Below are 25,091 nucleotides of genomic sequence, written 5' to 3' on the forward strand. Positions count from 1 at the left end.
TCGCGTTCGTGGAACCACGGTCATGGTTGATAGGCGCCCTCGATCATCCGTATGTCTTCCTCCGTGTACAGACCCCGGATCCATTCGTCATTGCGCCCCTGGGACACGTTGACGGACAGTAAACGGGTGTCCTGGCTGCCCGGGATAACCGGGAAGTGTCGCGGCACCGGGGAAACCTGCCGCACGGGAACGCCGCCGCGCAGGGCCACCCAGTGCAGCCATATGTCGTCCGCGGTAGGGCTCAGATCGCGGAAGGACGCTCCGGCCGAAGCCAACCGGTCCAGCATGTGCGGCGGGTAGAGGACACCGGACACCCCAAGTGCCAGGCTGTCGCGCCGTTTGTCAGCCGTGCGGCTGGGCACCCAGGAACGGTACTGCCCGATTGCCCCGCCGGTGACCGTCATTCGGTTGGCCCAATGGCAGCTGACGACGTCGGGCGACGCCGCGTAGGAGCGGAGCAGGGCATGCAGCCAGTGCCTCGGATAAATGATGTCGTCATCGGCGGTGACCAGAGGCAGCGTGTGCTTGGGGGTGGAGGCAACGTATGGGTAGTACTTGGTGTGTGGTCCGTAGCCTTCGCTCAGCCGAAGTTCCAGTCCCCGTGCCTGCAGCCGGGCAAGTTCCGCCGGCGGTGATGCAGCAACCCGCGGGTCCTCGACCCAGAGCAGCAACCGGCGGGGGCGGACCGATCCCCGCCCGATGGACTCGATGGCCAGGTGCACGGTCTCCAGGCGGCGGCCGTAAGAGGTCAGCGATACGACTACGGGGGCGGTTCCGGTCACCGGGGCGCCGGAGCGTGCATTCCGCATAGCCAGCAGCGGAGTTTCGGTCCGGGCCCGAAGATGGCGTCCGGCGCGGCGGGTGCTGCGGACGATCCGGCGCAGGGCCGCGGCACGGGGTTCCCGTCCCGGGAACGGCTTCGAGGTCTGGTTCATGGCGCAGGGACCGCTCCGTGGAAGGCCGCCACCGAGGCATCCACCGAGTAGTTCAGGTAGACCGTGACGTCGTTCCGGCTCTCCTCCGGAATCAGGAAGACAAAAATCCCGGTAACCGTCTCACCCGGTTTGGCTTGGACCGGGAAGGCGGCCGTCGCGGGGCCGCTGAGCTCGGTGCAGGGCAGCCGGTCCGGTCCGGCTTCGACAGTAAGCACGGCGTTGCTGAGGTCAACCGGTTCGTTGCTGCCGTTGGCAACGCTGACAGTGAACCGGACCGACGGGCCGCCGATCTCGCCGATCCCGATGGCTTCGCCCTCCACTGCTTCCATTGACGCCACCCGTATGTCCAGGCCCCCGGCCTCGCTGGATCCGCCGTCAATGGCCACGGGTTCGGCCACGGGCAGGTCTTGGGCAGCCAGCGATGGGTCTTCCGGTGCAACCGGTTCGGCACCGGGTGCCGGCTGGGCTGCTGCGGTGCCCGGGTCTGCCGTTCCTGCCGGGGCGGGCTCGGCGGCCGGCCCCGACTCGGCAGCCGTCGCGCGCGGTGTCTGGGTGGTTGCCTCGCGGGATGCGGCCACGGCGGGAACGCCGCCGTCATTGCGCACGGCGTTAGCCGCGAAGAAGACGCCCAGGACCACTGCGGCGGCAACTGCCACCGCGAGCACCACACGCCGTCGTCGGTGCCCGGACCCCTCCGGCCGGGAGGAACCGTGCGGGCCGCTGCCCGAATCCGAGCCGTTCATGAGCGTGCCTCCAGCCGGATCATGTCCAGGAACCATTTCGGTGCGGCGAGCGCCAGGTGCAGGAAGTTGAGGATAAAGACAGCGGTGTAGATGGGCACAAAAACCTCCGGCAGTGCGGTGAGCAGGAACAACAGGCAAAGGAAGCCGTAATCGGTGGGGATCAGTACAAGCGAACGGCGCAGGTTTCCCGTGCGCACAGCGGCGGCTTGCCCGGCCCTAAGCGCGTGCCCGGTTTTCAACTGGTCGTTCAGGATCATGGCGAAAAAGGACACATTGGCCACCACCGTGAATCCCAGGGGAACCAGCAGCCAGGCCTGCTCCGGGCCGCCGTCGAGCCGGAACGCCCAGAGTGCCACGGCCAGGTGAAGGCAGGAGAGCTTGATGCTGTCCAGGAAGTGGTCCAGCCACTCCCCTGCCAGTGAGCTTCCGCCGCGCAGCCGTGCCACCTGCCCGTCAGCTGAATCGAAGGCGTAGCCCAGGACCAGGCAGAAGCAAATGCCGGCCGCGCTGAGCCAGGACGGTGCAGCCAGGGCCAGGATCAAGATGCCGCTGAAGGTGAACGCCGCGCTGACCGCACTCACGGCATTGGGCGTCATCCCCAGCAGGTGGCACGCCGCGGCCAGGTACCGTCCGGCCCGGCGGTTGACAAAGAGCGAATATGCCGGGGCTCCCGGCGCGGCCCGTTTCTGGGCAGCCGCCAGGGCGTGCACTGTGGCTGCATATCCCGGGGTCCGGCGTGACGCCCGGTGCGCGGGAGCGGCGGGCGCATGCGTTCTCTGCGTCACGATGCCGCCACCTCCCTCCGGCGGTGCCGGGCGGGCCGCGGGGGCCCTCCTTCCCCGGCAGCAAGTTCCTGCACCAGGCGTTCATATCCGCGGGATACTTCCGTCCAGTCGTAGCGTGCTGCTTCACGGGTGGACGCCCGGCCGCGTTCGGCTACGGCTGCGGGCGATTCCTCGGCGTCAAGAGCCAGTTTGGCTACGTCTTCGGCCGTCCGGAAGAACCGTCCGGCACCGCCCAGGACCTCGCGGTTGAAGCCGACGTCGAATGCATTGACCGCTGTGCCGGCACCCATGGCCCGCAGCAGGGACGGGTTGGTTCCGCCTACCGAATGCCCGTGCCAATAGACCCGGGCATTGGCGTACAGCTGGTCCAGCAGTTCCTGGTCCCATACACCGCCCAGGAAACGCACCCGGGAGTCGGCAGCGCGCCGGATGGCGGCGGTGTAGCGCTCGGAATAGGGTGCGCTGCCCACTACAACGAGCGGCAGCTCGGACCCGCTGTGCACATACCCCTCCACAATCAGGTGGACATGGTTTTCCGGTTCCATCCGGGCCACCACCAGCTGGTATTGGCCCGGCACAAGGTCCACCTCCGCCAGGCGCCGGCTGCCGGCGCCGCTGATCGCCGGAGCCCCGTACGTCAGCAGGGTGCTGTCAGCGCCGAACTTGTCCCTGTAGTAGTCCTGGATGCCTTGGGCGTCGGCGATCAGGGCATCGGAAAAGCGCACCGCCAGTGCCTCTGCGGCCCGGTAGTACCGCTGGCCCGCCGGCCCCCATTTGGCGCGCTTCCACTCCAACCCGTCCACATGCGTGGCCACCGGGATGCGTGCCGTGCGCAGCAGCGGCAGCCACGGTGAGTTGGCCGCGTTGAAGACTATGGCAGCATCGGGCCGGTGCCGCAGCAGGTGCAGCACGCTGAGGCCGGTGTGGGTCAGGGTCTCCAAGGTGCGCCGGTGGAGTGCCGGGAGATATACCAGCTCCATCCCGAGGTACTCGGTCTCGGACGTGTCGGTCTGGCTGTCGGTACGGCAGTAGACCGTAACCTCGTGCCCGCGTGCCGCAAGGCGTTGTCCCACCTGCTCCACGCAGGTCTCGAATCCGCCGTAGCGGGCCGGCACCCCGCGGGTCCCCACCATTGCGATGCGCAGGCCGGGCTGCACCTGCCGGGCCGGCCCCCTCACAGCCGCCCCCCGGCTGCGGCATCCAGGATTTCCAGGCTCCGGCGCAGCCGGGTACTGGACGTTTGGACTGTGTAGGGGAAGTACACGACTTCCACGCCGACGGCGGCAAAGGACTCCTCCAGTGCCGTTCCGGCCGGGGTACCCCGCCAGTCATCGCCCTTGAAAAAAACATTGAAGCGCAGTTGCTGCCAGGTATCCATTTTGTCCGGCAGGACCTCCGCGACAGCCCGGTCCACACACTGCAGTCCCCGGACAATCTCGAGGCGCTCCGTCAGCGGAATGACCGGAGGCCGGCCCTTGCGGGCCTCGCAGAGTTCATCGGAAACCACTCCGGCTATGAGGTAGTCGCACTGGCTCCTGGCATGGCGGAGGATGTTGAGGTGGCCTATGTGGAACAGGTCGAAAGCGCCTGCGGCGTAGCCTATGCGGATGGCCATGGTTGCCGCCTTCCCAGAGTGGATGAAGTGGATGGAGGGGACTGAGCTCCCGGGGGCCATCAGTAGGACCCCAGAGGTTTGAACATCTGGACAACCGTGCGCCAGAGGATGATCAGGTCGCCGGTGAGTGACCAGTTCTCCACGTAGTACAGGTCCAGCCGGACACTGTCCCGCCAGCTGAGGTTGGACCGGCCGTTGGTTTGCCACATGCCCGTGATCCCCGGCTTGATGTAGAGGCGGCGGTGGACACGGTTGCGGTAGCCGTCCACTTCCCGCTGCAGCGGCGGACGCGGTCCCACCAGGGACATATCCCCGATCAGGACGTTCCAGAACTGCGGCAGTTCATCGAGGGAGTAGCGGCGCATCCACGCCCCCACCCGGGTGATCCGCGGATCGTTGCGGATCTTGAACATCAGCCCAGCGCCCTCGTTGCGGTCCAGCAGGCCGACCAAGTCGTCTTCAGCCGTTTCAACCATGGAACGGAACTTCAGCATGAGGAATTTTTTGCCGCCCCGTCCTACCCGTTCCTGGCGGAACAGCGCCGGTCCGGGGCTGTCCCGCTTGACGAGCAGCCCGAGCACGACCATCAACGGAAGCAGGATGATCAGTGCCGCCGCGGAGAGGACAATGTCGAAAACCCGTTTGAGTGCGTGCCTGGCACCGGAGTACTGGGGCAGTTCCACATGCATCAGCGGCAGGCCCTCCACCGGCCGGGAATGGATCCGGGGCCCGGCAACGCTGGTCAGCCCGGTTGTCAGGATCAGCTCCGTTGCCGATTCCTCCAGTTCCCAGCCCAATTCCTGGACATACTGTCCGCCGCCCTTGGTTGGTCCGGCAACTATGACGGCGTCTGCCCCCACCCTTGCCACCGCCCCAACTACGGAGTCCTCGTCCGAAACCACGGGCAGCACCGCACCGTCCACCTGGAAAAAGCTGCGGGGTTTCCCGCTCAGGGCCACGCCCACCACCTTGTAGGCGGACTTCCCGCTGATCTGGTGCACTACGTACCGCACGTCCCGCGGCCGTCCCAGCACCACGACCTTCGACAGATAGTATCCCTGGCGCCTCCTGCGGCTGAGCCACCTTCTCAGGAGCCACCGGGTGCAGATCAGTCCCACGGCACCGACCGGGAAGATCAGGCCGAAGTATCCCCGGGCCACGTCCACCTGGAACACCACAGCGGCGAAGGCAAGGCTGCCGACCAGCATGACGGTGGCGTTCACTACTCGTTTGTACTCGTCCGTGCCGATACCCGTGATTCGGGCATCGCGGCTGCGGTACACGTGCAGGGCCAGCATCCAGGCCAAGCCGATAAGGAGCGAGACCATGAGGTCCCCGGCATAAAAGGGTCCGATCCGGACCGCCGGGGTTTGCCCGCCGAATTGCCAGAGGTGTCCTGCCAGGACCGAGGCCGCCACCACGAGGGCGTCGGAGGCTGCAAGGATACGGCAGTACCGCCGGCTCCAGGCCACTGCTGCGCTTCGCCTGTGGCCGTCCCGGCCGAACACACCCTGGGTGGTAAAGCTGGGGAAAGTGAAGGTGGGTGCGTGGAGAACTTCAGTCCCGGATTCCTGTACTGCCGTCATCTTCCGTCCCCCAAGAACAACCCGCAATTAAGACCTTTGAAATACTGGATTGGCCTCAGCCTAGGAGCGCCAAATGCGGCAGACACGAGTACCTCATACCCGGCCCGGCACGTCTGACGCCGTTGTTTTGGGTCTCACTACTCAGCTTGGGGAGACGAAACTCTTAGACGATGGAAGTATGTATTAACAGGCGAAACAGCAGCCCCACCGGGCACGGTTCCGTCAGGACGGAAAAGGCTGGTGGCGGAGGCACTTCCTACAGCAGCGAACTGCTGCGGTGCCCGGGCTCAAGCGCCCGGTAGGCGGACTCCAGATCCGCCCGGCGGCTAATCCCGAGCTTCACGTAGATGCGGTAGACGTGCCCCTCCACGGTGCGCTGGGAGAGGGTGAAGTGGGCGGCAATGTCCTTGCTGGTCGCCCCGGAGAGCAGCAGTTCCACAATCTCGTGTTCCCGCCGTGTCAGGCGGACCAGGTGCAGGGACGGGCTCAGATATGAGACGGTGACGCCCGCCAGTTCTTCCCTGCGCCGGCGCAGCTGCTGGATTAGGGCACGCTGGCGCCGGAGATTGCCGTGGTTTCCGTAGAAACGGATGGCATGGCCAATGCTCTCCACTGCCACGAGGTATTTCTGCGCGCGGATGGCATCTTCGGCCGCAGCCACCATGCGGTCCGGGTTGCCCGAGGCGACGGCTACGGCGTACGCATGCAGGGCTTCCGCCTCGCCGCCTTCAAAGTCGGCGGTCAGCTCGGCAAGGCGTCCCGCCTGGGCAAGATCGCCCACCGCCAGGCACAGCTCCAGGATGTCCTTTTCGGTGCTGCGCAAGCCTGCTTCCCGTGCCTGCGCAGCGAGCACCGCAAGGTGCCCGGAAGTAGGACCCTCCGTGGATTGGGACGCTTCGGCTGCCGCCGCGTAAGCCTGCGCGGTCAGCCAAAGGTGCACCGGCCCCCGGTAGCGGGACCCTTCGACCTGGGCGGCGAAGCCCGCTGCCGGAGTGCCGTCGGCAACTACGGTGGATGCGTAGCCGGCCAGGCCCAGGGCATAGGGAAGCAGCAGCTCCGGGTCCCTGTCCCGCAGCGCTTCCACGGCAGGCCGCAACCGGCGCAGCCCTTCGTGCAGCCGACCCCGGTGGATTTCAAGGGCCGCTTCAAAAACTCCCAGGGTCCCGCCCAAGCTGATCAGCAGGTGCTGCGGACCAGCGTGCATCCTGGCCAGGAGCTGGTCCAACTGGGCATAACGCCCGGAGTGAAGCAGGGACTGTGCCTGCCGCACAAAAACGAAACCGGAATAGCTCTGCAGTTTACCGTCGGCGGAGTTGAGCAGATTCGCTGCGGACAGGGCGTGTTTCAGGGCGGCACCCACTTCGCCGCACGCGGCCAGAACTTCAGCGTAAAGACCGTGGGCTACCAGCAGCCGTTCTCCGTCCGCGTGGCTGCGGGCTGGAGACTCCTCCTTGACCAGTTCCGCAAGCTGCGTCCGGGCCCGGCTGAAGTCTCCTTCCATCACCAGCGCCGCGACACGCAGGACTTCCGTAGCCGCACGCACCTGTGCGGGCACTGAGCCACCTGCGCTTTGCCGCGAAGCTACTTCCGCGGCAGCTGCCAACCACCGGTCGGCCACCAGGGGAAGTTCCGTGCTCCGGCCGCTGGTCTGGCGCAGCAGCAGCGCACCGGTGAAGGAAGCCCGGTGCAGGCTGTCCTGGTCCCATCCCGTGCCGCTGCCTTCCCGGATTCCTTCTGCCAGGTCTTCCAGCCTGGCACGTGCCCAGGAGTAGCTGCCTTGCTGGGCACAGGCGACAGCACGTTCCACCTCGGCTGCGGTTCGGAACGGCAAAGCGTGAACCGCTGCGGCGAAGCGCTGCCCGCGGACGGGGTCGCCGGCACCGTTGGCCATCCGCGCGGCTGACAGCAGTTCTTCCGCCCCCAGGCGTTCACCGCAGTCCAACGCCCACTCGGTGCGGCGGAGGACGGCGCCGGTCTCGTGGTCCGGTTCGGGTCCTGACACCGGGGTGTAGCGGGCGAGCACCCGTGCACGGATCTCCGCGCTGCGTGCCACCGGCACCAAGCTGCGGATGATCTCCGCGTGCAGGGGCTGCACAAGATGCGCCGACTCGTCACGGTCGGGAAGAATCTCCAGGAGTCCGTCGATCACCAGCGAGCGCACCGCCTCGTCGTCGGCCACCGCCGAGACCACCGCACGCGGCAACCGGCCTGCCAGAGCCACCGTCTCAAGCACATTCCGTTCTGCCGGGGTCCGTGCCGCAAGCATTCCTTTGACCAGGTCCACCAGCGAGGTGTCGACGCAGTCCGGTTCCTGGGTGAGGAACCAGGCCCCGTTGGCCTCCACCAGCCGGCGCTGCCGCTGTGCGCGGCCAAGCAGTTCCTTGACATAGAGCGGGTTGCCCCCGGACATGCGGCTGAGCAGCGTGGAGGAGGCTTGCAGGAGGGGGCCGCCGAGGACGCTGACGCAGAACTCATGGACCGCCTGCCGGGACAACGGTCCCAGGTCGATCCGGGCCAGCAGGCCGTCACGGGCGAGCGACAGCAGCTCATGGATGCGGGGAGCCCGCGCCCGGGAAATCACCATCAAACGCAGTTCACCGGACATGGCCAGCTGGGTCAGCAGGTGGGCACTGGCCTCGTCAATATACTGGGCGTTGTCCACGACCAGCAGGCTCTGCATGCCGCTGGTCTCAGTCAGCCGCTGGAAATGCGCCCGTACGGTCCTCAGCACTGACAGCGGGGATTCCATCTCCGCCGCCGTGGCCGATCCCAGATAGGTGGACAGGATGCCGTACTGCATGGTGGACAGCACGGGGCTGCCGCAGACGTAGTAGGGAGCCATGATTGAGGCGAGCCGGTCCGCTGCCTGTTCGGCCAGGGAAGACTTTCCGATGCCCTCGGCACCGAGAATGAGAACCCCGCGCAGGCCCGGGTCCAGCAGCCGGCTGGTTACTTCGGCTAGTTCGCGTTCGCGGCCAAACAGCTGCCGGTCGTGCCCCCATAGTGTCATTTCTTTGCCCCTGACTGTTCCGCGATGGTCCGTGCCAGTTCCCGCCTGCTGCCCACATGGAGTTTCGAGTACACCTGATACAGGTGCCCTTCCACCGTCCGGACGGATATGCCCAGTTCCTCGGCGATTTTCTTGTTGCTGGTGCCGGCCGCGGCCTTCCGCGCAATCGAGCGTTCCCGGGCGGTGAGCGCGCCGAGGAATTCGTCGGCCGCCTCGGCGGCCGGATCCGGGGCTGCCACCCGGCGGCTGCGGTGGATGAAACGGACGGTCGCCCGGTCCCCGGCGCCGGAGGCGATACCCAGCGCATGTTCGGAAATTTCCCGGGCCAGCATCACGTGCCCGGAACCGGAGGCTATTTCCGAGGCCCGCAGGAGCAGTTGCGCGTCGGCGTTGCCCAAACCCTTGGCGTAGCTTTCACAAAGGGAAGCAAAGTCCCCTTGCTGGTTGGCGGCAACGGCCAGAACGTCGTCCAGGCTTTCAGCATCCCCCAGCCGCATGGCGGTGATTCGGGCCAGCAGCTCGTAGGCGTAGGCACCACGGCGGTGGTCCTGGGCCGCGAGGGAGGAAAACCGGGTGCTGCCCGTTTCCGCTCCCAGCGCAGCCTCGGCCAGGGCGGCGAAGTGGCGGGCTCCCCGGCGTACGGCCCAGGGGCCGCCGTCGGCTGCAGCACGCTGCATCTGCAGGTACTGGCGCGCGGTTTCCGTATGGCCTTCCACCGCGTGGCAATACGCTGCGGCTGCTGCGGCGAGCGGCAGGAATGCTGCCGGTCCGGTGACGGCAAGCTGGTTGACCGTGGCCGTTAGCGCCGGGAGCGCGGCGTCCGGCCGTCCGGCGAAGGCATGCAGCAAACCTTCTGCCAATTCCGTGTAGCTGCCTTCCATACCGGCTGCGGCCGATCTGGCCAGCAGCCGCCCGCATGCCGGGAGGGCGCCCGTCAGCAGATACGTGTGCAGCAGCCGGCCCACCACCCTGGCCCGCGTCCCCGGGCTGATCTGCGCGTTTTCCAGCAGCTTTTCCACCTTCCCGGCCAGTTCGACGGCGTCGTCCTGCCGGTTGGTCATCCCCCACGCTTCGCAGCGGAATGCTGCCCGTTGGATACCGAATTCCGGATCCGCGCCCGTGTCCTGCCGGTCGAGCTCGGCCAGGTAGGCGATGTTTTCCTGGAACCGTCCGTGGGCGGAGTGGCATTCCGCCCGGGCTGCGGCGAGTTCACGCCTCAACTCGGCAGTACCGGCAAGGTGCTGGTCGAGTCCCGCCGCTTCCTGCTCTGCCTGGGCGAACAGGTCGGTGTGGCGCATCCTGGCGGGTTCGGCGGGGGCATCCGTTGAGCGCGGGTCCCGCAGGCCGGTGGCCTCAATGCACAGCACCCTGCTTTCGGCCAGCAGGAGGCGGACGCGTTCTTCCCGGGAGGGCACCTGCTCACCGCCCCTGAACCGGGCGAGGACCCCCAAAGCTGCACCGTATTCGCCCTGCGCCGTCCTCGCACGGGCCAATTCGACGACGGCGCCGGCGCTGTCACCGGATCCGGCCGCCACGGTGAGCAGCCGGATTGCCGTTGCGGGGTCCTGTGCCGCAGTGGCCCTGCGTGCTGCGCGTACCGCCAGCTCCGTTGCGGGGATTTCGCCGATGTCCTCAAGCCAGCGTGCAAGCACTACGGGATCAAGGACAAAACCTTCCAGGGAGTTCAGCGAGGGGCCGAGCTCCTCAAAAAGCAACCGCTTCCGCGAAGTGCTCAGCCCGGCCCGGATGGAGCGCTCCAGCACAGGGTTGCTCACCAGCACATCGGGAACAGGGCGGGCATCAAGGCTGACCAGCCGGCGTTCCTGGAGCTCGTCAAGTTCAGTACTGTCCAGCTGTCCCAGCGCCACCGGCAGCGGCAGCGACCCCGCCATGGCCAGCAGCTGCAGCAGCTGTGTCTGTGCAGCGCTCAGTCCGGTGAGGACACCCAGGACCGCGGCGGCAACCCGGCCGCCCCGGATTTCCTCCCCATCGGCGAGTATCCAGGTGCCGTTGTGATGCCTAAGTGCTCCGGCGTCCTCGAAATCGTGCCGGGCCAGTGCCAGCAGGTGGGGATTGCCGCCGGCGTAACCGCACAGCGCTGCCGCGGCCGCCCGGGAAACGGCCCCGCCCAGTAATGAGGCGAGGTAGGCGGCGGCTTCCTGCACGTCCAGAGGTTCCAGGTCAACGCGGGCCAGAATGCCGTCGCGCCACAGCCCCGTGAACTCGCCCGGAGCGGAACTGAAGTCGCGGAAGGCCACAAGCATTCCGGCGCTGCGGTTCAGCACCATCTGGGTCAGGACCATGGCGGAGAATTCATCCAAATCCTCGGCGTTGTCCACGGCGAGCAGCACGGGCCGGCCACCGGAACGTTCCCGGACCAGCTGGGTCAGGCCGCGCAGGATCATGACAGGGTGGGTGGACAGTTCCGGTTCCAGGTCCGAGAGCAGGAACGTCAGGGCACCGAACGGGGTCCGGCCGGCGAATTCGGAACCGCGGACCTGGACAACGTACATTTCATCCTGCAGGTGCCGGAGCACGTGCTGCATCACGGCTGTCTTCCCGATGCCGGTGTCTCCCACCAGAACGCAGCCCGTGCCCTGGGCGGTCCCGGAGAGTGCTTTCAGGATTTCCTCCAGCACCGCGGTCCTGCCGACGACGACGGGCGGGGGCTGGAGGCCGGAACCCGGGTCGGGAGGCGGGCCCTGGACAGGTCCGGTGTGAAGGCGGGTGGAGGTCGGCTGATCATCATGAGGCTGCACTTTGAGACCCGTTCCTGTCGATTCAGGTTCTGCTGTCCAGTAGTTGAAGCCCGGCGTCCGCCGTAGGGGCCGAACACCTGCGCCACTGTTGCGCACCAGAGTAGGAACACGCCTGCAGCGGTACACGAGTAGCGTCCCCTAGTTGCCTTACGTGGTTACTTGGAAATGCGGCCGCATAAAGGTGTCGGCCTACGTGTTCGCGCTCTTCGCACCACCTGTATGGGCAGAAACGGGAGGATAGCGGCCCGGCGTTAGGCTTCCGCGCGTTCCGTCTCCAGGCATTCACGCAGTTCAGCCCGTCCCGAAACGCGGAGTTTCGAGAAGATGCGGCCCAAGTGCCAGTCCACGGTGCGGGGTGAGAGATGCAGCCGTGCGGCCAGGTCCGAACTGCTCTCCCCCGCTGCGGCTCCCACCGCGAGGGCGCGCTCAAAATCCGACAGCTCCGGCAGCCGATCTGAAACGGAGTTGGCTGCCAGCAGCATCCTGAAGCTCGCGTTTTCGATCCGCCGCGCAGTGCGAAGCACCGTGCGGTCGGAGTGCGCCCGGGCCAGGCGCACCGCCCGGCCCGCCGCTTCATGGGCCAGGAGGTAGTGGCCAAGGCTGTAGGCAGTCCGGGCCGCACGGAGCACACCGAGGCGGTCTGAATCGGCGAGCCCGGCGGCCAGGTCCGAATACATGGCAGCAGCAGCGCCGTTGCACGCGGATGCCGCTGCCCTCAACTCCTCAACCGCGCCGGCGGTTCCTTGAAACGCTGAAACGGCCAGTACCAGCAACTGCAACGCGGATTGGCCGGCAGCCGCCGTGCTGCCGGTATTCACCGTTTCACCGCTGCCGTCTTGAACGCTGCCTTCTTCAACACTGCCTTCTTCAACACTGCCTTCTTCAACACTGCCTTCTTCAACACTGCCGGTATCAACGCTCTCCGGCCCGAAGAACCCGTCCGGAACGCCTCGTACGGTGCACAGCCGGCCCAAGGCACCGGCGAGGCCCTCGGCTGAGTCCCTTTGCCAGGTGTCCCGGAGGTCGGGTTCCCGTGCACCTGCTGCCTGTTGTTCCGCCGGTGGCTGGGACGCCGCCAGGTAGGCCCGTGCAGCTTCGGCGTCGTCAAGCAGGACACAGGCGTAGGCCGCGGCCGCGCTCGCCAGCGGGATTATGTCCTGCGTCCTGTTTTCCTCGAGCTGGGCAAGGGAACGCTGCAGATAATCGAGGGCCTTGTCCGCCCTTCCCCCGAGCACCTGCACGATCCCCGCACACAAATCATTGCCGCCGGGCAGCTCAACGCCCTCCGTACCCGCCTCGGTCCGGGCCAGCACGTCCGCTGCCAGCCGCAGCTCGCCGCACCGCAGGAACACGCAAAACAATTTCGAAAGCAGGTCCCTGCGCCGGACGCTGTCCTCAAGGAGCAGGTCCAGGCCTGCCCGGGCCGCTTCGGTAGCCTCAGCCCAGCGGCCGCTGCGGGACAGTTCCACGGCTTCCCGGACCGCGTTCCGGGCCGCTGCCTCTTCGGGAAAAGCGTTTGGACCGCCGCGAATCCGGCAGGTTGCCTCGGCTGCGGCCACCCGGGACCGGATCTCTTTGGCCCGCCCGTGCGGCACCAGCGCTGCTGCAGCTCCAGCGAGCAGCGGGTCCTTCAGACGCAGCGTCCGGACCGGGCCCGAGTCCGCAGCAGCCAGAAGCATGTCTTCCAACCGCTCCACGGCAGCCGGATCGGCAACCTCCAGGATCACGGGCGCGGGCAGCCCGCCGGAAACCGCCAGTACATCCACGGCATACCTTTCGGCCGGGGAAAGGCCGCGGATTTCCGTTTCCACCCGTTCGGCCAGGGCACCCGCGTAGGACACGGCTCCGGTCCAGACCCAGGTACCCCTGCGGCGGCGCACCGTCGCGGCCTGCACTTGTTCCTGGAAGAACAACGTGGCCAGCAGCGGATTCCCCCGGGTCCGTTGCTGGACTTCCGCCACCAAGCGGCTGGATACCGGGCCGGCGGACAAGTCTTCCAGCAAGGTCCGCGTCCCGGCCGTTGGCAGCGGGCACAGGTCTTCCTTGTGGACGGAGCCGTCTGCCGACCAGCGTACAAACTCCTCCGGGCACGCGGAGAAGTCCCTGACTGTTGCCAGCATGAGGGTGTATCCGGCACGGCAGAGCTGGAGGAGGACGGCAGTGGTGGACACGTCCAGGTCCTCTGCGTTCTCGATTGCCAGTACCAGGCGCCGTCCCCCGGCTTTTTCCGCCAACACTCCGCGGACGAACTGCAGGACAAACACCGGATTGGACAACGCTTCGGGCGGAAGCTCGCTGAGCAGCCAGAACAGACCGCCGAACGGTTTCCCTGACCAGGCAGCGGCCCCCCGCAGGCGCAGCACGGAAAATTCCCCGCCCAGTGCGCCAAGGATGTGGGCCATCACAGTGGATTTACCGGTTCCGTCAGCGCCGGAAATGACCACGCTCATGCCTTGATTGAGCGCATCCAGTGCGGAGGCTGCACTGCTTTGCACCTGTGCAAGGGGCGGCGGCTGGAGGTGATGTGCCGGTGCGGACAGGGGGTTTTGGTCGCTCGGGCGGGCCAGGCCTGGGCCGGCAACATCCATCGAATGGCTCCATCTGTCCACCGGGTTGCATGCACCAGTGCGCTCAGAATATCGGGTGCTGTCTACCAGCTAGGGGGAAGGAGCCGGCGGCGGCTGGGGGGACGCCCCGGTCTCAGAGGGCATCGACGCCGCCGGCTCCGTTTGTGGGACCCGAAGTCCGGGTACAGCTGCACGGGGCCCTGCGGTTATCCTCCACAACCCCCGTCGGAGAAAACCTTCAGAGCCTCGAATTGCACCGCTGCACCCTCGAACCTCAAGTAACGCTCATAACGCTACGAACCCCGGAAACGCTTTGCCCGAGTAAAACCTACTGGTGTTTGGTGGGCAAACTACTCGCCGCGCGGCGGCGGCTTCCAGCCCGCGGCGGGGTTGCGCAAGGACGGGAACCTGGCTTTGAGCTCATCGCGCCGGCTGATCCCCAGTTTTTCGTACGTACGGTATATGTGCCCTTCCACGGTCCGCACGGAGAGATCCAGCTGGCCGGCTATCTCTGCGTTGCGGTAGCCAGCGGCAACCAGTTCGGCAACATCGTGTTCCCTGCGGGTCAACCCGGGCAGGGAGGAATGTCCGTTCCCACCCTGTTTTCCGACCAGCCGCTGGATGCGGTTCAGAACCGCACGGTCAGAACCTTTCCGTGCCAGCCGCAGCGCTTCGAGCGTGCACTGCCGGGCCAGCAGCAGGTCCATTTCAGGTTCCTGGCTGGTCGCCAGCGCCGCCAGTGCGTCAACGTCCTGGTCCAGAACGGCACGGGCGACTCGGTTAACCACCGGCGCCTGCGGTCCCTCGAAACCTTCGGTAATCTTCAACAGCCGGCCGGCGTCGGAAAAGTCGCCCAGCCGCATGGCGAGGTGGCGCAGGGTGAATTCAATGGCGGTGAAGGAGGACTCCCGAGCGGCGGCGGCCTGCGCCCGCAGGCTCCGGGCAGCAGCGTCGTCCGAGTCCTTGGCCAGTTTTGCTGCGCTGAGGATGCCGGCGGCGAGTACCTGGTACTGCCGGGGACCGTGCGACTGCACCTGTTCAGCCGCTTGCTGCAACCTGCCCGCCTGTTCGCGCTGGCCCAGGCTGGCTGCGGCAAAGGAGCCAAGTCCAAGCGCGAGGGCAAGCACGCCTTCGGGATCGTTAGCTGCCTCTGCTTCCTCGACCGCCGCCGCAAAATGCCGTGCGGCGTCTTCCATGGCGCTGGAGCGCAGGCTGCACAGTCCCAGCGCGAAATCAGCCATCCCGCCGGAATGCAGCAGCGACCGCTGCGCCGCGGAGCCGGCGGTCCCCACGCACCGATGCACCTCTTCCCACTGCCCAAGCCAGACCAGGATGGTGAGGTGCCGGTGCAGAACAAACGGGTAATAAGGAAGCAAGCCGGAGCCTTCCCGCTGCAGCAGCGCCATGGCCGCACTGCTGTGGGTCAAGGCTGTTGCAGCGCGGCCAGTAGCCACCAGCACCTCCGCCAGGAGGGCTTCGACGAAGAGTACGGCCTCGGCATCCTCCGCGGCCCGAGCCCGCAAGTCCACGAGTTCGGACTCGGCCCGGACATATTCCCCCTCCCGGACCGCTTCCAACACCAGAAGCATTTCCGGACCGCCGCGGGCCCGCGCCACAGCCCCTGGCGGCTCCACCGCCGATAAACGTTCGATCGCCTGGCGCCACGCAACGGAAAGCGGCCGCACCCATGCGTTATCCCCGCCTGCCCGCATGGCCAGCTGGGCATGCACCACTACCGCTTGCTTGGCTGTGCGCAGGTCCGGCGCTTCCTCGAGGGTGCCCTTAGCTATGGCTGCGGCAGCTTCATATTCACCCAGCTGCAGAAGTGCCCGCGCTTCCTGCAACCGGGCCGGGACCAGGGTGCCGCCGTCGGGCACGGCAGATGCTGCCCGAAGGGCGAGCCGCGGGTCGGACCGGTTATTCGCTGCTTCGGCCGCACGCAGCAACCCGGCCGCAGGGACTTCGGTTCCCAGGGACAGGGACCAAGCCACCCAGCGCAGCAGGCTTTCCTCCCCGGTTCCCGGCACCGGGCCGTCGAGCTTCCCCAGCAGGCGCGCACTGCGTGCTGCCGGGACCAGTTTCCGTATTGCTTCCCCGTAGATCGGGTGCAGGGGACGCAGCGACTGCGCGTTCCCCGCATCCCCGCATACCTGGATCAACAGAGCTGCGGCCAACCGGTCTATGGAGCGGTGCATGCCCAACCGGAAGGCTGCCGCCAGGTCGAACGGTTCCGCAAGGCAGATCGTTTCCAGCGCCGAGCGGTCCTCCGGGTCCAGTGCCCTCAGCCGGCCCTTGACCAAGTCCGCCACACGGCCACCCACCGGCACTTCGGCCTCGGACACCACCCAGATACCGTGCCGCTGGACCAGGAAACCACTCCGGATCGCCTCCTCGATCAAGGCGAGGAGGTACACGGGGTTACCGCCGGTGAGCCGGGACAGCTCAACGGATGCAGTGGTGGCAACCTGCCCCGGAAGTTCCTGCTCGCACAGCGTGTGGACCTCATCCTCGGTGAGGGGAAGCAACCGGTGGCGGGTGAGCTGGCCGTCCCACATGTGCGGCAGGGTCCCGGCAACGTCTGCGAAAGTGCGGGTAAGGACCAGCAGCCTGATCTGTGCGGCGTCGAGCAGTTGGGACAGCAGGTCAAGGGTCGGCTGGTCCATCTCGTGGGCGTCGTCCACTATGAGCAGGGGGGCGGCCGGGCTGCCGGCCGGTTCTGCGGCGTGCTCGCCAATGCCCAGTTTGCCCATGATTGCGCGCATCACGGCCAGCGCCGATCCTGTTTGCTCCGGAGTAATGTCGGGTAAAAGCGCCGCCAGGGCTCCGTAGGGCACCGCGGTCAACGCGGGGCTGGCGTACACCCAGTGCACGGGCATAGCGGTTTCCAGTTCTTGGGCGGCGGCCGCCGCCACAGCGGTCTTGCCCAGGCCCGCTTCGGCTGCAATGACCGCCCCGTGGCCGCCGGGGCGGCGAAGGCTTTCAAGCACGCCGGAAAGGACATCGTCCCTGCCCGCCAGTGCCCGCGGGTTCGACCCGATCATGCGATATCCCCCGTTCCTAGGCCAGTACCTCGGCCAGCTCCGCGCGTCCGGAGACGTGGAGCTTCGCAAAAATCTTTCCCAGGTGCCACTCGATGGTGCGAGGCGACAGGTTCAGTTCCCGGGCTATTTGCGAGGTGGTGGCCATCGTAACGGCACGATGCGCAAGATCTGCTTCAAATTCACTTAATTCGGCCAGCGTTTCTGCCCGCCCGCCGATGTGCTTCATCCGCCGCAGGCTCAGGTTCACCAAGCCCCGGGCCATCCTGGCCAGTCCGCGTTCATCTCCTCCCGGGGCGGCAGCCAGCAGCTCCGAGGCGGCGCTGGCCGCGTCCCGGCACAGCAGGTGCTGGCCCAGGGCGGTAAAGCCCCTTGCCGCGCCAACCAGCAATGCCGGGTCATCCTTGAGCAGGCCGGCTGCGTACAGCGACAACGATTCCGCGAACCTGCCCTGCGAGCTGTCGGCCGTTTCCAGCATTTGCCCGGCTGCGGCCTTGTCTTTTGCCCGGACTGCTGCTGACAGGAACAGCAGCGCGGGCGCGGCGCACCCTGTGTCCAGGGCCGAAACCGCCGCTTCGCGCAGCAACCGGCAGCGGCTATCCGGGTCCGGTTCTTCCGCCAGGATCGCGAAGTACTTCCTCTGGAACCCCCGGAAATACGGTTCCCGGAACCGGGTTGTCCCGGCATTGAGCGGTGTGCCTGCCGCCGCCCGGCCCTGCTGGACACGGACGTAGCCCGCGAGGATGCGGGCCAGTGGGAGCATCTCCTGCGGATCGTGGACTTCCAATTGTCCGATACCGCCGGTGAGCGCCTCCCGCGCAGTGCCGTCCTGCCCCTGCCATACCGCGAGCACCGATACAGCCAGCTCGCCTGCGCTGCCCTGATAGGACGGCCGGACGCCGGTGTCGTCGAAGAGCTTTACGAACTCCGCGCCGCGCTCGAGTTCTCCGGCGAGGATGTACGTGTCGAATACCCTGGTACATATTTCCTCCGCATTTCCGGCGCCCCCGCTGCCTGCACCCGGCGCGTAGTCAGCAGGCCTGCCCATAGCGGCCAGGGCGGCCATCGCGTCGCTGCCCCGGCCTGCCAGGGCAAGCGCGTTGGCGTGCAGGGCACGGGCATGGGTGCGGATGCCGTGGCTCAACCGCAGGTCACGGGTCAGCGATGCCAAGCCGTCCGGCACGGCCGATACGTTTCCGCTGTCAAGTACCAGTGCGCTGCGGGCAATAACCAGCGCCGCAGCAGCTTCAGGCCCGTCGCCCTGAGGCGGTCCGGAGATTTGAACGCCGGCCAGTACGGCATCCGGGTCTGGCGCGTTAAACCGCGCCAGTGCATAGGCGTACTCCGTCATCAGCGGCACGTAGCTGTCCCTGTCCACGGGGTCCGGCCGGTGCTCCCCGACTGCACGGACCACCCCCTCAAAGTCCCCCGTGGCCCGGAGCGCTCGGACTTCTTCGAGGACCAACCCCTGTGTCCGTTCACCGGCCGCCGTTCGGGACAGCAGCAGTGCCGTGGCCGGGTCGCTCCGCCCGTTTGCTGCTGCAGCCGCCGCCTGCAGGACGGCGGCCGGGCCGGGAGTTCCCCCACAGGAGATGGCCCAACCCACAAAGGCAACCAGTTCCGGCGGAGCCAAGCTGCCCTGGTCCACCAAAACGGACACGTCATCCCACAGCTCCCGCCGCCGCCCGGGAAGCATGGTCGCTGCGATGACTGTGCCCACACTTCCGCCGGCAAAGCGCACAGCGGCCCCGGCGTCTTCGACCCGGATCAGCTGGCGCTCCTCGAGGGAATCGACAACGCCGGCGGGCACCAGTTCGAGGACGGTGGGCAGGGGAAGGCTGCGTGTAAGGGCCAGGACCTCCACGAGCCGGCGTTCCTGCGGGGCCAGCCGGTCCAGCATCGCGTCCACCACTTCTCCCACGTCCCCGGTGCGGACAAAGGAACCCGTCCTGACCCATACGGGACCCCGGCGCACCAAGGTGCCGGAGCGGACCTGTGCTTCGGTCATGAGCCGGATGAAACGGGGGCTGCCCTCTGTTTCGTGCCACATGGTACCGGCGGCAAGGGAGGAGACGGCGCCACCGAGGATCTGCTGCATCAGCTGACGGGTCTGCCGCTCGGACAATGGCTCCAGGGCTATCCTTGCCAACAGTCCTTCGCTCCACAGGTCCATCAATTCGAACCCTGACTCCCAATGTGCGGATGCCGCTGCGACCACCGCTACGCTGCCGCGGCGGAGCAGTTGCGCAAGCACCATGCTTGAGAAGCGGTCCAGCCGGTCTGCATTGTCCACGGCAAGGAGTATCCGCCGGCCGCCCGAGCCCGCTGCCAGGGATGAGTCCAGCTCGCGGAGCAGCTGCAACGGGCTGCTGACCGCTGCTTCGGGAAGCCCGCCGATCAGAAACGCCAATGCGCCGTAGGGGGTCTGCGAGGAAATCGGAGTTCCCCTGACGTACAGGGTGTGGAAGTCTTCCCTCAGCCGCTCAGAAACCGCTTTGAGGACAGCAGTCTTACCGAAACCCGCCCCGCCCAGGACCAGTGCTCCGCGGCCTTCGACCACCGCCGTGCATATTGCGTCGAGGGCGTCGGCACGGCCAACCAGATCGTCAACAGCCGACGCATTCTTCATCGCTCAAGCCACGCCCCCCAAAAACGCACGCAGTACCCGGACCATGGTCCCCAATACTGCAGCTGTCGGTAGCTACTGGTCAGTAGAGGCGAGCATACGCGCGGCCCTCCACCCCGTCCAGTACATACAAAGACATGAACCAGGGAAGGTCCGCGAGGCGCTTATTCCATGGCGGCAGGGCGGCGCGAGGTGTACCCTGCCCAGGCCCATACCGGCAGGGCCGTGGCCGTGAGGAAAAGCCACATGTAAAAGGGACCGACGCCGGGATGGGGGTGGCCCAGTCTCGGAGGCCTCCCGACGTCGGCCCCGTATTGGGAGCCCTTAAGGCTGCTTCCATTTTAGGCCCGGCACCGGAAGCGAAACAATGGTTCGGGCCGGTCCGGGGCGCTGGAAAACTACCCCAATCCCAGGACGCTGCTACCTAGGGCCGCCATGGGAAGGAACCCTTAGGAAACAGCGCCGTGGAACTTCTGCTGGGCTGCGAGAAGCCCGTCAGCCAGGAGCATTTCCACCGCATCAGCGGCGTCTCCCACCAGGAACGGCAGTTCCTTGGCTTCGGCGCCGGAGAAGTCCTTCAGCACGTAGTCCGCGGTATCCATCCGGCCCGGCGGTCGCCCGACGCCTACGCGTACCCGCAGGTAGTCCTTGGTGCCCAGGGCCCGGCTAATGTCCCGCAGGCCGTTGTGTCCGCCCTCGCCTCCGCCGAGCTTGAGCTTGACGGTATTGAAGGGGATGTCGATTTCGTCATGGACGGCGACTACATGTCCGGGATCAATGTCGTAGAACCGGGCCAGGGCGGACACCGGTCCGCCGGACAGATTCATATAGGTCAGTGGCTTGGCCAGGACCACCCGGGGGCCGCCCAGGCTGATCCTGCCCTCCAGGACGGCGGCTCGGGTTTTATGGGACTTGAACTTCCCGCCCATGCGCGACGCGAGTTCATCCACGACCATGTTGCCGATATTGTGCCGGTTACGGCTGTAGCCGGGCCCGGGGTTCCCGAGCCCGGCTACAAGCCAGGTGTTGCTGTTCACTGCGGGTACTGCTCCTTCACTGAGAACCGGACGGCTCCGTTACGGGGAGCAGGCCCCGGAAGTGGGTTACGCTTCGGCGCCGACTTCAGCGGCTGCAATGGCAACCTCTTCGTCAGACGGGGTGCCCAGGTCCTGGACGGTGGACTCGGAAACGTTGATGACCATGGTTTCGGGATCCAGCAGCAGCTCGACGCCGGCCGGCAGCTCCAGGTCCTTGGCGTAGATGTGCTCGCCGGCGGTGCGGCCTTCAATGTTGACCACGATGGTCTCCGGCAGCGAGGTGGCATCTGCGGCAACCAGGACCGTGTTGGCTTCCTGGTTGTATACAGCGGTGCCGGGAGCCAGTTCGCCTTCAACGTGGACGTTGACCTCTACCTCGACCTTTTCGCCCTTGCGGACGGTCAGCAGGTCGATGTGCTCGATGATCTGCTTGATCGGGTCGCGCTGGATATCCTTGGCCAGGGCCAGGTGGGACTCGCCGTCGACGTCGATCTCCAGCAGGGCGTTGGAGGTGCGGACAGCCAGCGTGGTGGCCTTGGCCGGCAGCAGGATGTGCATGACATCGGCACCGTGTCCGTAAATGACTGCGGGGATCTGGCCGGCGGCGCGGGCCTTGCGGGCTGCACCCTTGCCGAAATCGGTGCGGGTGGTTCCTGCGAGCTTCTGCTCAGACATTGCTAACTCCTGTAAGTGGTGTTCCGTGGGTGCCGTGTCGGCTTTCCATGGGCGTAGGCGCCGGTTTCGGAACAGTGCACCGTACGGACCGGATCGGTCCCGTGTACGGCCAGAAGTTGCCAGCCACCGTCGATAACGGAGTCCGCCCGGATCATTCCGGGCCGCTCCCTCGCCTAGGCATCGGGGTTAATGCTACCAGCACCAGGACGCCCGCCCGAACCGAAGTCCGGGCGGGCGCCCTTGTGCGCGGAAAGGGATCCGCTTAGACCTTGCCGTCGAACAGGCTGGTGACCGAGCCGTCTTCGAAGACTTCCCGGATGGCCCGGGCGATCATCGGGGCAATCGAGAGTACCGTCAGCTGCTCGAACCGCTTGGCTGCCGGAATGGGCAGCGTGTTGGTGACCACCACTTCGCGGGCACCGGATTCGGCCAGGGTCCGGGAAGCGGGATCGGACAGCACCGCGTGCGTGGCTGCGATGATGACGTCCTTGGCGCCGGCTTCCTTCAGGACGCGCACGGCGCCGGCGATGGTTCCGCCGGTGTCGATCATGTCATCGATCAGCACGCAGGTGCGGCCTTCAATCTGGCCCACAACCTGCTTGGACACAGCCTGGTTGGGCACCGTGAGGTCGCGGCTCTTATGCACGAAGGCCAGCGGCGCGCCGCCAAGGCGTTCGGCCCACTGCTCTGCCACGCGGACGCGGCCGGTATCCGGGGATACGACCGTGACGTTGGAGGCATCCACCCGGGTGCGGATGTAATCGGCCAGCAGCGGGATGGCCATCAGGTGGTCCACCGGGCCGTCGAAGAAGCCCTGGATCTGCGCGGTGTGCAGGTCAACGCTCATGATCCGGTCCGCGCCGGCGGTCTTGTACAGATCGGCAATCAGGCGTGCGGAGATGGGCTCGCGGCCGCGGCCCTTCTTGTCCTGCCGGGCGTACGGGTAGAACGGGGAAACCACGGTGATGCGCTGGGCGGAAGCCCGCTTGAGCGCATCGATCATGATCAGCTGTTCCATCAGCCAGTTGTTCAGCGGGGCCGGATGCGCCTGGATTACGAAGGCATCGGTGCCGCGGACGCTTTCATTGGGACGGACGTAGATCTCTCCGTTCGCGAAGTCGTATGCGGCCAGCGGCAGCAGCTCCGTATCCAGGCAGCGTGCTATTTCCTCTGCCAGCTCTGGATGGGCACGTCCTGTGGCAAGGACGAGCTTCTTTTCACCCTTGGAGGTGATTTCGCTGCTCATTCGTGGTCGCTTTCTCGCGTGGGGTTACCTGTGGGGGAAGAAGCTGAAAGGGCCGCTGCGGCGGCGGCGTCGGCGGCGGCGGTGCCGGCCCGGTGTTCCGCGACCCAGCCGTCCAAGTTGCGCTGCGGGGCGACGTTGATGGCCAGGGCACCTGCCGGGACGTCCTTGCGGACCACCGTTCCGGCTCCACTGTACGCCCCGTCGCCCACCGTGACGGGAGCCACATACATGTTGTCGCTGCCCATCCGGACGTGCGAACCGATGGTCGTGTGGTGCTTGTTTACGCCGTCGTAGTTGACGAAAACGGAAGCTGCGCCGATGTTGGACTGCTCGCCGATAGTGGCATCACCCACATAGGAAAGGTGCGGAACCTTCGAACCTGCACCGATATTGGCGTTCTTGGTTTCCACGAACGTCCCGATTTTGCCCTTGGCGCCCAGCACCGTTCCCGGACGCAGATAAGCGAAGGGCCCGACGGCGGCTCCGGCACCGAGGACGGCATCACTGCCGTGCGTGCGGACCACCGAGGCACCCTCCCCCACCTGGACGTTCGTCAGGGTGGAGTCCGGACCGACGACGGCGTCCCGGGCAACGCTGGTGGTTCCGTGCAGCTGCGTGCCGGGCAGGATGGTGACGTCTTCGGCCAGGGTGACGGTGGAATCTATCCACGTGGTGGCCGGGTCGGCAATGCTGACCCCGGCCCGCATCCACCGCTCCAGGACGCGCCGGTTATGTTCGGCATTGAGGGCGGCGAGCTGGACCCGGTCGTTGGCGCCTTCGACCTGCCACTGGTCCTCCGTCACCATGGCCGCGATCCGGCCGCCGGCGTCCCGGGCAATGGCCAGCACATCGGTCAGGTACATCTCACCCTGGGAGTTCTGCGTGGTGACCGATTCCAGCGCGCGGCGCAGCGCGGCGGCGTCGAAAGCGTAGATGCCGGAGTTGATCTCATTCACTGCACGCTGTGCGTCGGTGGCATCCTTGTGTTCCACGATGCCGGTGACTGTGCCGTCTTCGGCGCGCAGCACCCGTCCGTAGCCGGAGGGGTCGGCCAGCTTGGCGGTCAGCACGGTCACGGCGTTGCCGTCCGTCTCGTGCACGGCTACGAGGCGGCGGAGGGTGTCCGCTTCCAGCAGGGGTGCGTCACCGTAGGTGACCACCACCGTGCCGTCCAGCTCACTGACCGCGTCCAGCGCGGAGACGGCCACCTGGACTGCACGGCCGGTGCCGGGAACATCGTCCTGGTCCACAATCACGGCGTCCGGTACATGCTCGGCGGCATGGGCCGAAACCAGGTCGCGTTCGTGGCGCACAACCACGGCCAGGAACCGCGGGTGCAGCGCTTCGGCGGCTGACAGTGCGTGGCCGAGCATCGAGATTCCGCCGACGGTGTGGAGGATCTTCGGGGTCCGGGACTTCATCCGCGTCCCGGAACCGGCAGCAAGGACAATAACCGCAGCCAAACCCTCCGCAGAATTCCCGTTGGTCCGGACATCGTTGGTGGTCACGAGATGGCGCTCCTTGGTGGTACGGCCGGTATGTATCAACAGCGCGGCAACCCCGGGAACATCCCGGAGGTCCGCCGCACAGTGTTCCGCCCATAGGATTCGAACCTATACTCCACGGCTCCAAAGGCCGGGGTGCTGCCATTACACCAGGGCGGATCTTGTGCCTGGCTAGCCACGCACACAAGAGTTTAGTCTGCCACGGGAGCCGATGCGTTCGCGAGTTGGCCGCAGGACGCCGCCGGCGGATGGGTAGACTGGAGCGGTGGTAAAGACTTCCGCCGGCGTTACACGCCTGCGTATGACCGGTGTCCAGCGCCGTGCCCAGCTGATCGAAGTGGCACGCAGCCTCTTTGCGCTGCGCGGACTCGACGGCGCAACCATCGAGGAGATCGCGGCCGCGGCCGGTGTGTCCAAACCGGTGGTTTATGAACATTTTGGGTCAAAGGAGGGTCTCTACACCGAAGTGGTGGAGGCCGAGTTCAACCGCCTGCTCGTTGCCGTTACCGAGTCCTTGAATGCGTCCGCGGGCCCCCGTGTCCTGCTGGAGCGGGCCGCCTACGCACTGCTGGACTACATCGAGAACCACACCGACGGCTTCCGGATCCTCACCCGGGACGCCCCGCCGTCGCAGCCGGACGGCACCTTCTCCACCCTGCTCTCCCGTATTGCCCGGGACGTGGAGCACATTTTGTCCAAGGAGTTCGGCAGCCGCGGCCTCAGCGCCGAAGTGGGCGGCATGTATGCGCAGATGCTGGTGGGAATGGTCGCCATGACCGGCCAGTGGTGGCTGGATTCCCGCACCCCCGACAAAGCCACGGTGGCGGCACACCTGGTCAATCTGGCCTGGAACGGGCTGACAGGCCTGCAGAAGGAACCGCAGCTCACGGGCATGGCGGGCGGGGCACCGTCCGTCGCTCCCACCGGCAGCGCAGACAGCTCCCCCGCCGTCCTCCGCCTTTCC

Annotated in this window: 15 protein-coding genes, 1 tRNA gene and 1 pseudogene; 1 reads left to right on the forward strand and 16 read right to left on the reverse strand. The window is 66.6% G+C overall.

Annotated elements, in window-relative coordinates:
* Positions 1 to 20 precede the first annotated feature (20 nt).
* The 16 genes from QNN98_RS12575 to QNN98_RS12650 form a co-directional block, all read right to left on the reverse strand.
* Complete coding sequence (locus QNN98_RS12575) at positions 21 to 935, reverse strand: hypothetical protein (RefSeq protein WP_227914137.1); 915 nt, start codon at positions 933 to 935, stop codon at positions 21 to 23.
* Positions 932 to 1,678: a hypothetical protein gene (locus QNN98_RS12580; RefSeq protein ID WP_283997577.1), complete on the reverse strand. Its 747-nt coding sequence runs from the start codon at positions 1,676 to 1,678 to the stop codon at positions 932 to 934. Before QNN98_RS12580 ends, QNN98_RS12575 begins: the two co-directional genes overlap by 4 nt.
* On the reverse strand, positions 1,675 to 2,463 hold the full coding sequence (locus QNN98_RS12585) for a CDP-alcohol phosphatidyltransferase family protein (RefSeq protein ID WP_283997579.1): 789 nt from the start codon (positions 2,461 to 2,463) through the stop codon (positions 1,675 to 1,677). Before QNN98_RS12585 ends, QNN98_RS12580 begins: the two co-directional genes overlap by 4 nt.
* Positions 2,460 to 3,641 (reverse strand): DUF1972 domain-containing protein, encoded by a 1,182-nt coding sequence (locus tag QNN98_RS12590; protein WP_502864733.1) that lies wholly within the window; start codon positions 3,639 to 3,641, stop codon positions 2,460 to 2,462. The genes QNN98_RS12585 and QNN98_RS12590 overlap by 4 nt, the downstream gene beginning before the upstream one ends.
* Positions 3,638 to 4,078, reverse strand: coding sequence for an FAD synthase family protein (locus QNN98_RS12595; protein WP_227914134.1), 441 nt, complete (start codon positions 4,076 to 4,078; stop codon positions 3,638 to 3,640). Before QNN98_RS12595 ends, QNN98_RS12590 begins: the two co-directional genes overlap by 4 nt.
* Before the next feature lie 59 nt (positions 4,079 to 4,137).
* A complete protein-coding gene (locus tag QNN98_RS12600; protein WP_283997581.1) occupies positions 4,138 to 5,664 on the reverse strand; it encodes a sugar transferase in 1,527 nt (508 codons plus the stop codon).
* A gap of 256 nt (positions 5,665 to 5,920) precedes the next feature.
* Positions 5,921 to 8,674, reverse strand: coding sequence for a helix-turn-helix transcriptional regulator (locus tag QNN98_RS12605; protein ID WP_283997583.1), 2,754 nt, complete (start codon positions 8,672 to 8,674; stop codon positions 5,921 to 5,923).
* The gene (locus QNN98_RS12610; RefSeq protein WP_349643223.1) at positions 8,671 to 11,559 is read right to left on the reverse strand and encodes a LuxR C-terminal-related transcriptional regulator; all 2,889 of its coding nucleotides are present in this window, start codon (positions 11,557 to 11,559) and stop codon (positions 8,671 to 8,673) included. Before QNN98_RS12610 ends, QNN98_RS12605 begins: the two co-directional genes overlap by 4 nt.
* Positions 11,560 to 11,684: 125 nt before the next feature.
* On the reverse strand, positions 11,685 to 13,883 hold the full coding sequence (locus tag QNN98_RS12615) for a helix-turn-helix transcriptional regulator (protein WP_283997587.1): 2,199 nt from the start codon (positions 13,881 to 13,883) through the stop codon (positions 11,685 to 11,687).
* 467 nt (positions 13,884 to 14,350) lie between these two features.
* A complete protein-coding gene (locus QNN98_RS12620) occupies positions 14,351 to 17,041 on the reverse strand; it encodes a LuxR C-terminal-related transcriptional regulator (RefSeq protein ID WP_283997589.1) in 2,691 nt (896 codons plus the stop codon).
* A 16-nt stretch (positions 17,042 to 17,057) separates the two neighbouring features.
* Positions 17,058 to 19,667 carry a helix-turn-helix transcriptional regulator gene (locus tag QNN98_RS12625; protein WP_283997591.1) on the reverse strand — a complete coding sequence of 870 codons (2,610 nt, stop codon included), beginning with the start codon at positions 19,665 to 19,667 and terminating at the stop codon, positions 17,058 to 17,060.
* Between the two features lie 446 nt (positions 19,668 to 20,113).
* The gene (gene pth / locus QNN98_RS12630) at positions 20,114 to 20,701 is read right to left on the reverse strand and encodes an aminoacyl-tRNA hydrolase (protein ID WP_227914127.1); all 588 of its coding nucleotides are present in this window, start codon (positions 20,699 to 20,701) and stop codon (positions 20,114 to 20,116) included.
* A 66-nt stretch (positions 20,702 to 20,767) separates the two neighbouring features.
* Positions 20,768 to 21,376, reverse strand: coding sequence for a 50S ribosomal protein L25/general stress protein Ctc (locus QNN98_RS12635; RefSeq protein ID WP_227914126.1), 609 nt, complete (start codon positions 21,374 to 21,376; stop codon positions 20,768 to 20,770).
* A gap of 262 nt (positions 21,377 to 21,638) precedes the next feature.
* Positions 21,639 to 22,622: a ribose-phosphate diphosphokinase gene (locus tag QNN98_RS12640; RefSeq protein ID WP_227914125.1), complete on the reverse strand. Its 984-nt coding sequence runs from the start codon at positions 22,620 to 22,622 to the stop codon at positions 21,639 to 21,641.
* Complete coding sequence (glmU, locus tag QNN98_RS12645) at positions 22,619 to 24,130, reverse strand: bifunctional UDP-N-acetylglucosamine diphosphorylase/glucosamine-1-phosphate N-acetyltransferase GlmU (RefSeq protein WP_283997595.1); 1,512 nt, start codon at positions 24,128 to 24,130, stop codon at positions 22,619 to 22,621. Before glmU ends, QNN98_RS12640 begins: the two co-directional genes overlap by 4 nt.
* Positions 24,131 to 24,214: 84 nt before the next feature.
* A tRNA-Gln gene (locus QNN98_RS12650) sits at positions 24,215 to 24,286 on the reverse strand.
* A gap of 142 nt (positions 24,287 to 24,428) precedes the next feature.
* Here QNN98_RS12650 and QNN98_RS12655 point away from each other — a divergent pair.
* A pseudogene (locus QNN98_RS12655) lies at positions 24,429 to 25,013 on the forward strand (TetR/AcrR family transcriptional regulator); the annotation flags it as partial.
* Between the last annotated feature and the right edge of the window lie 78 nt (positions 25,014 to 25,091).

Origin of the sequence: Arthrobacter sp. zg-Y1143 (genome assembly GCF_030125565.1) — a bacterium.
Taxonomy (GTDB): domain Bacteria; phylum Actinomycetota; class Actinomycetes; order Actinomycetales; family Micrococcaceae; genus Arthrobacter_B.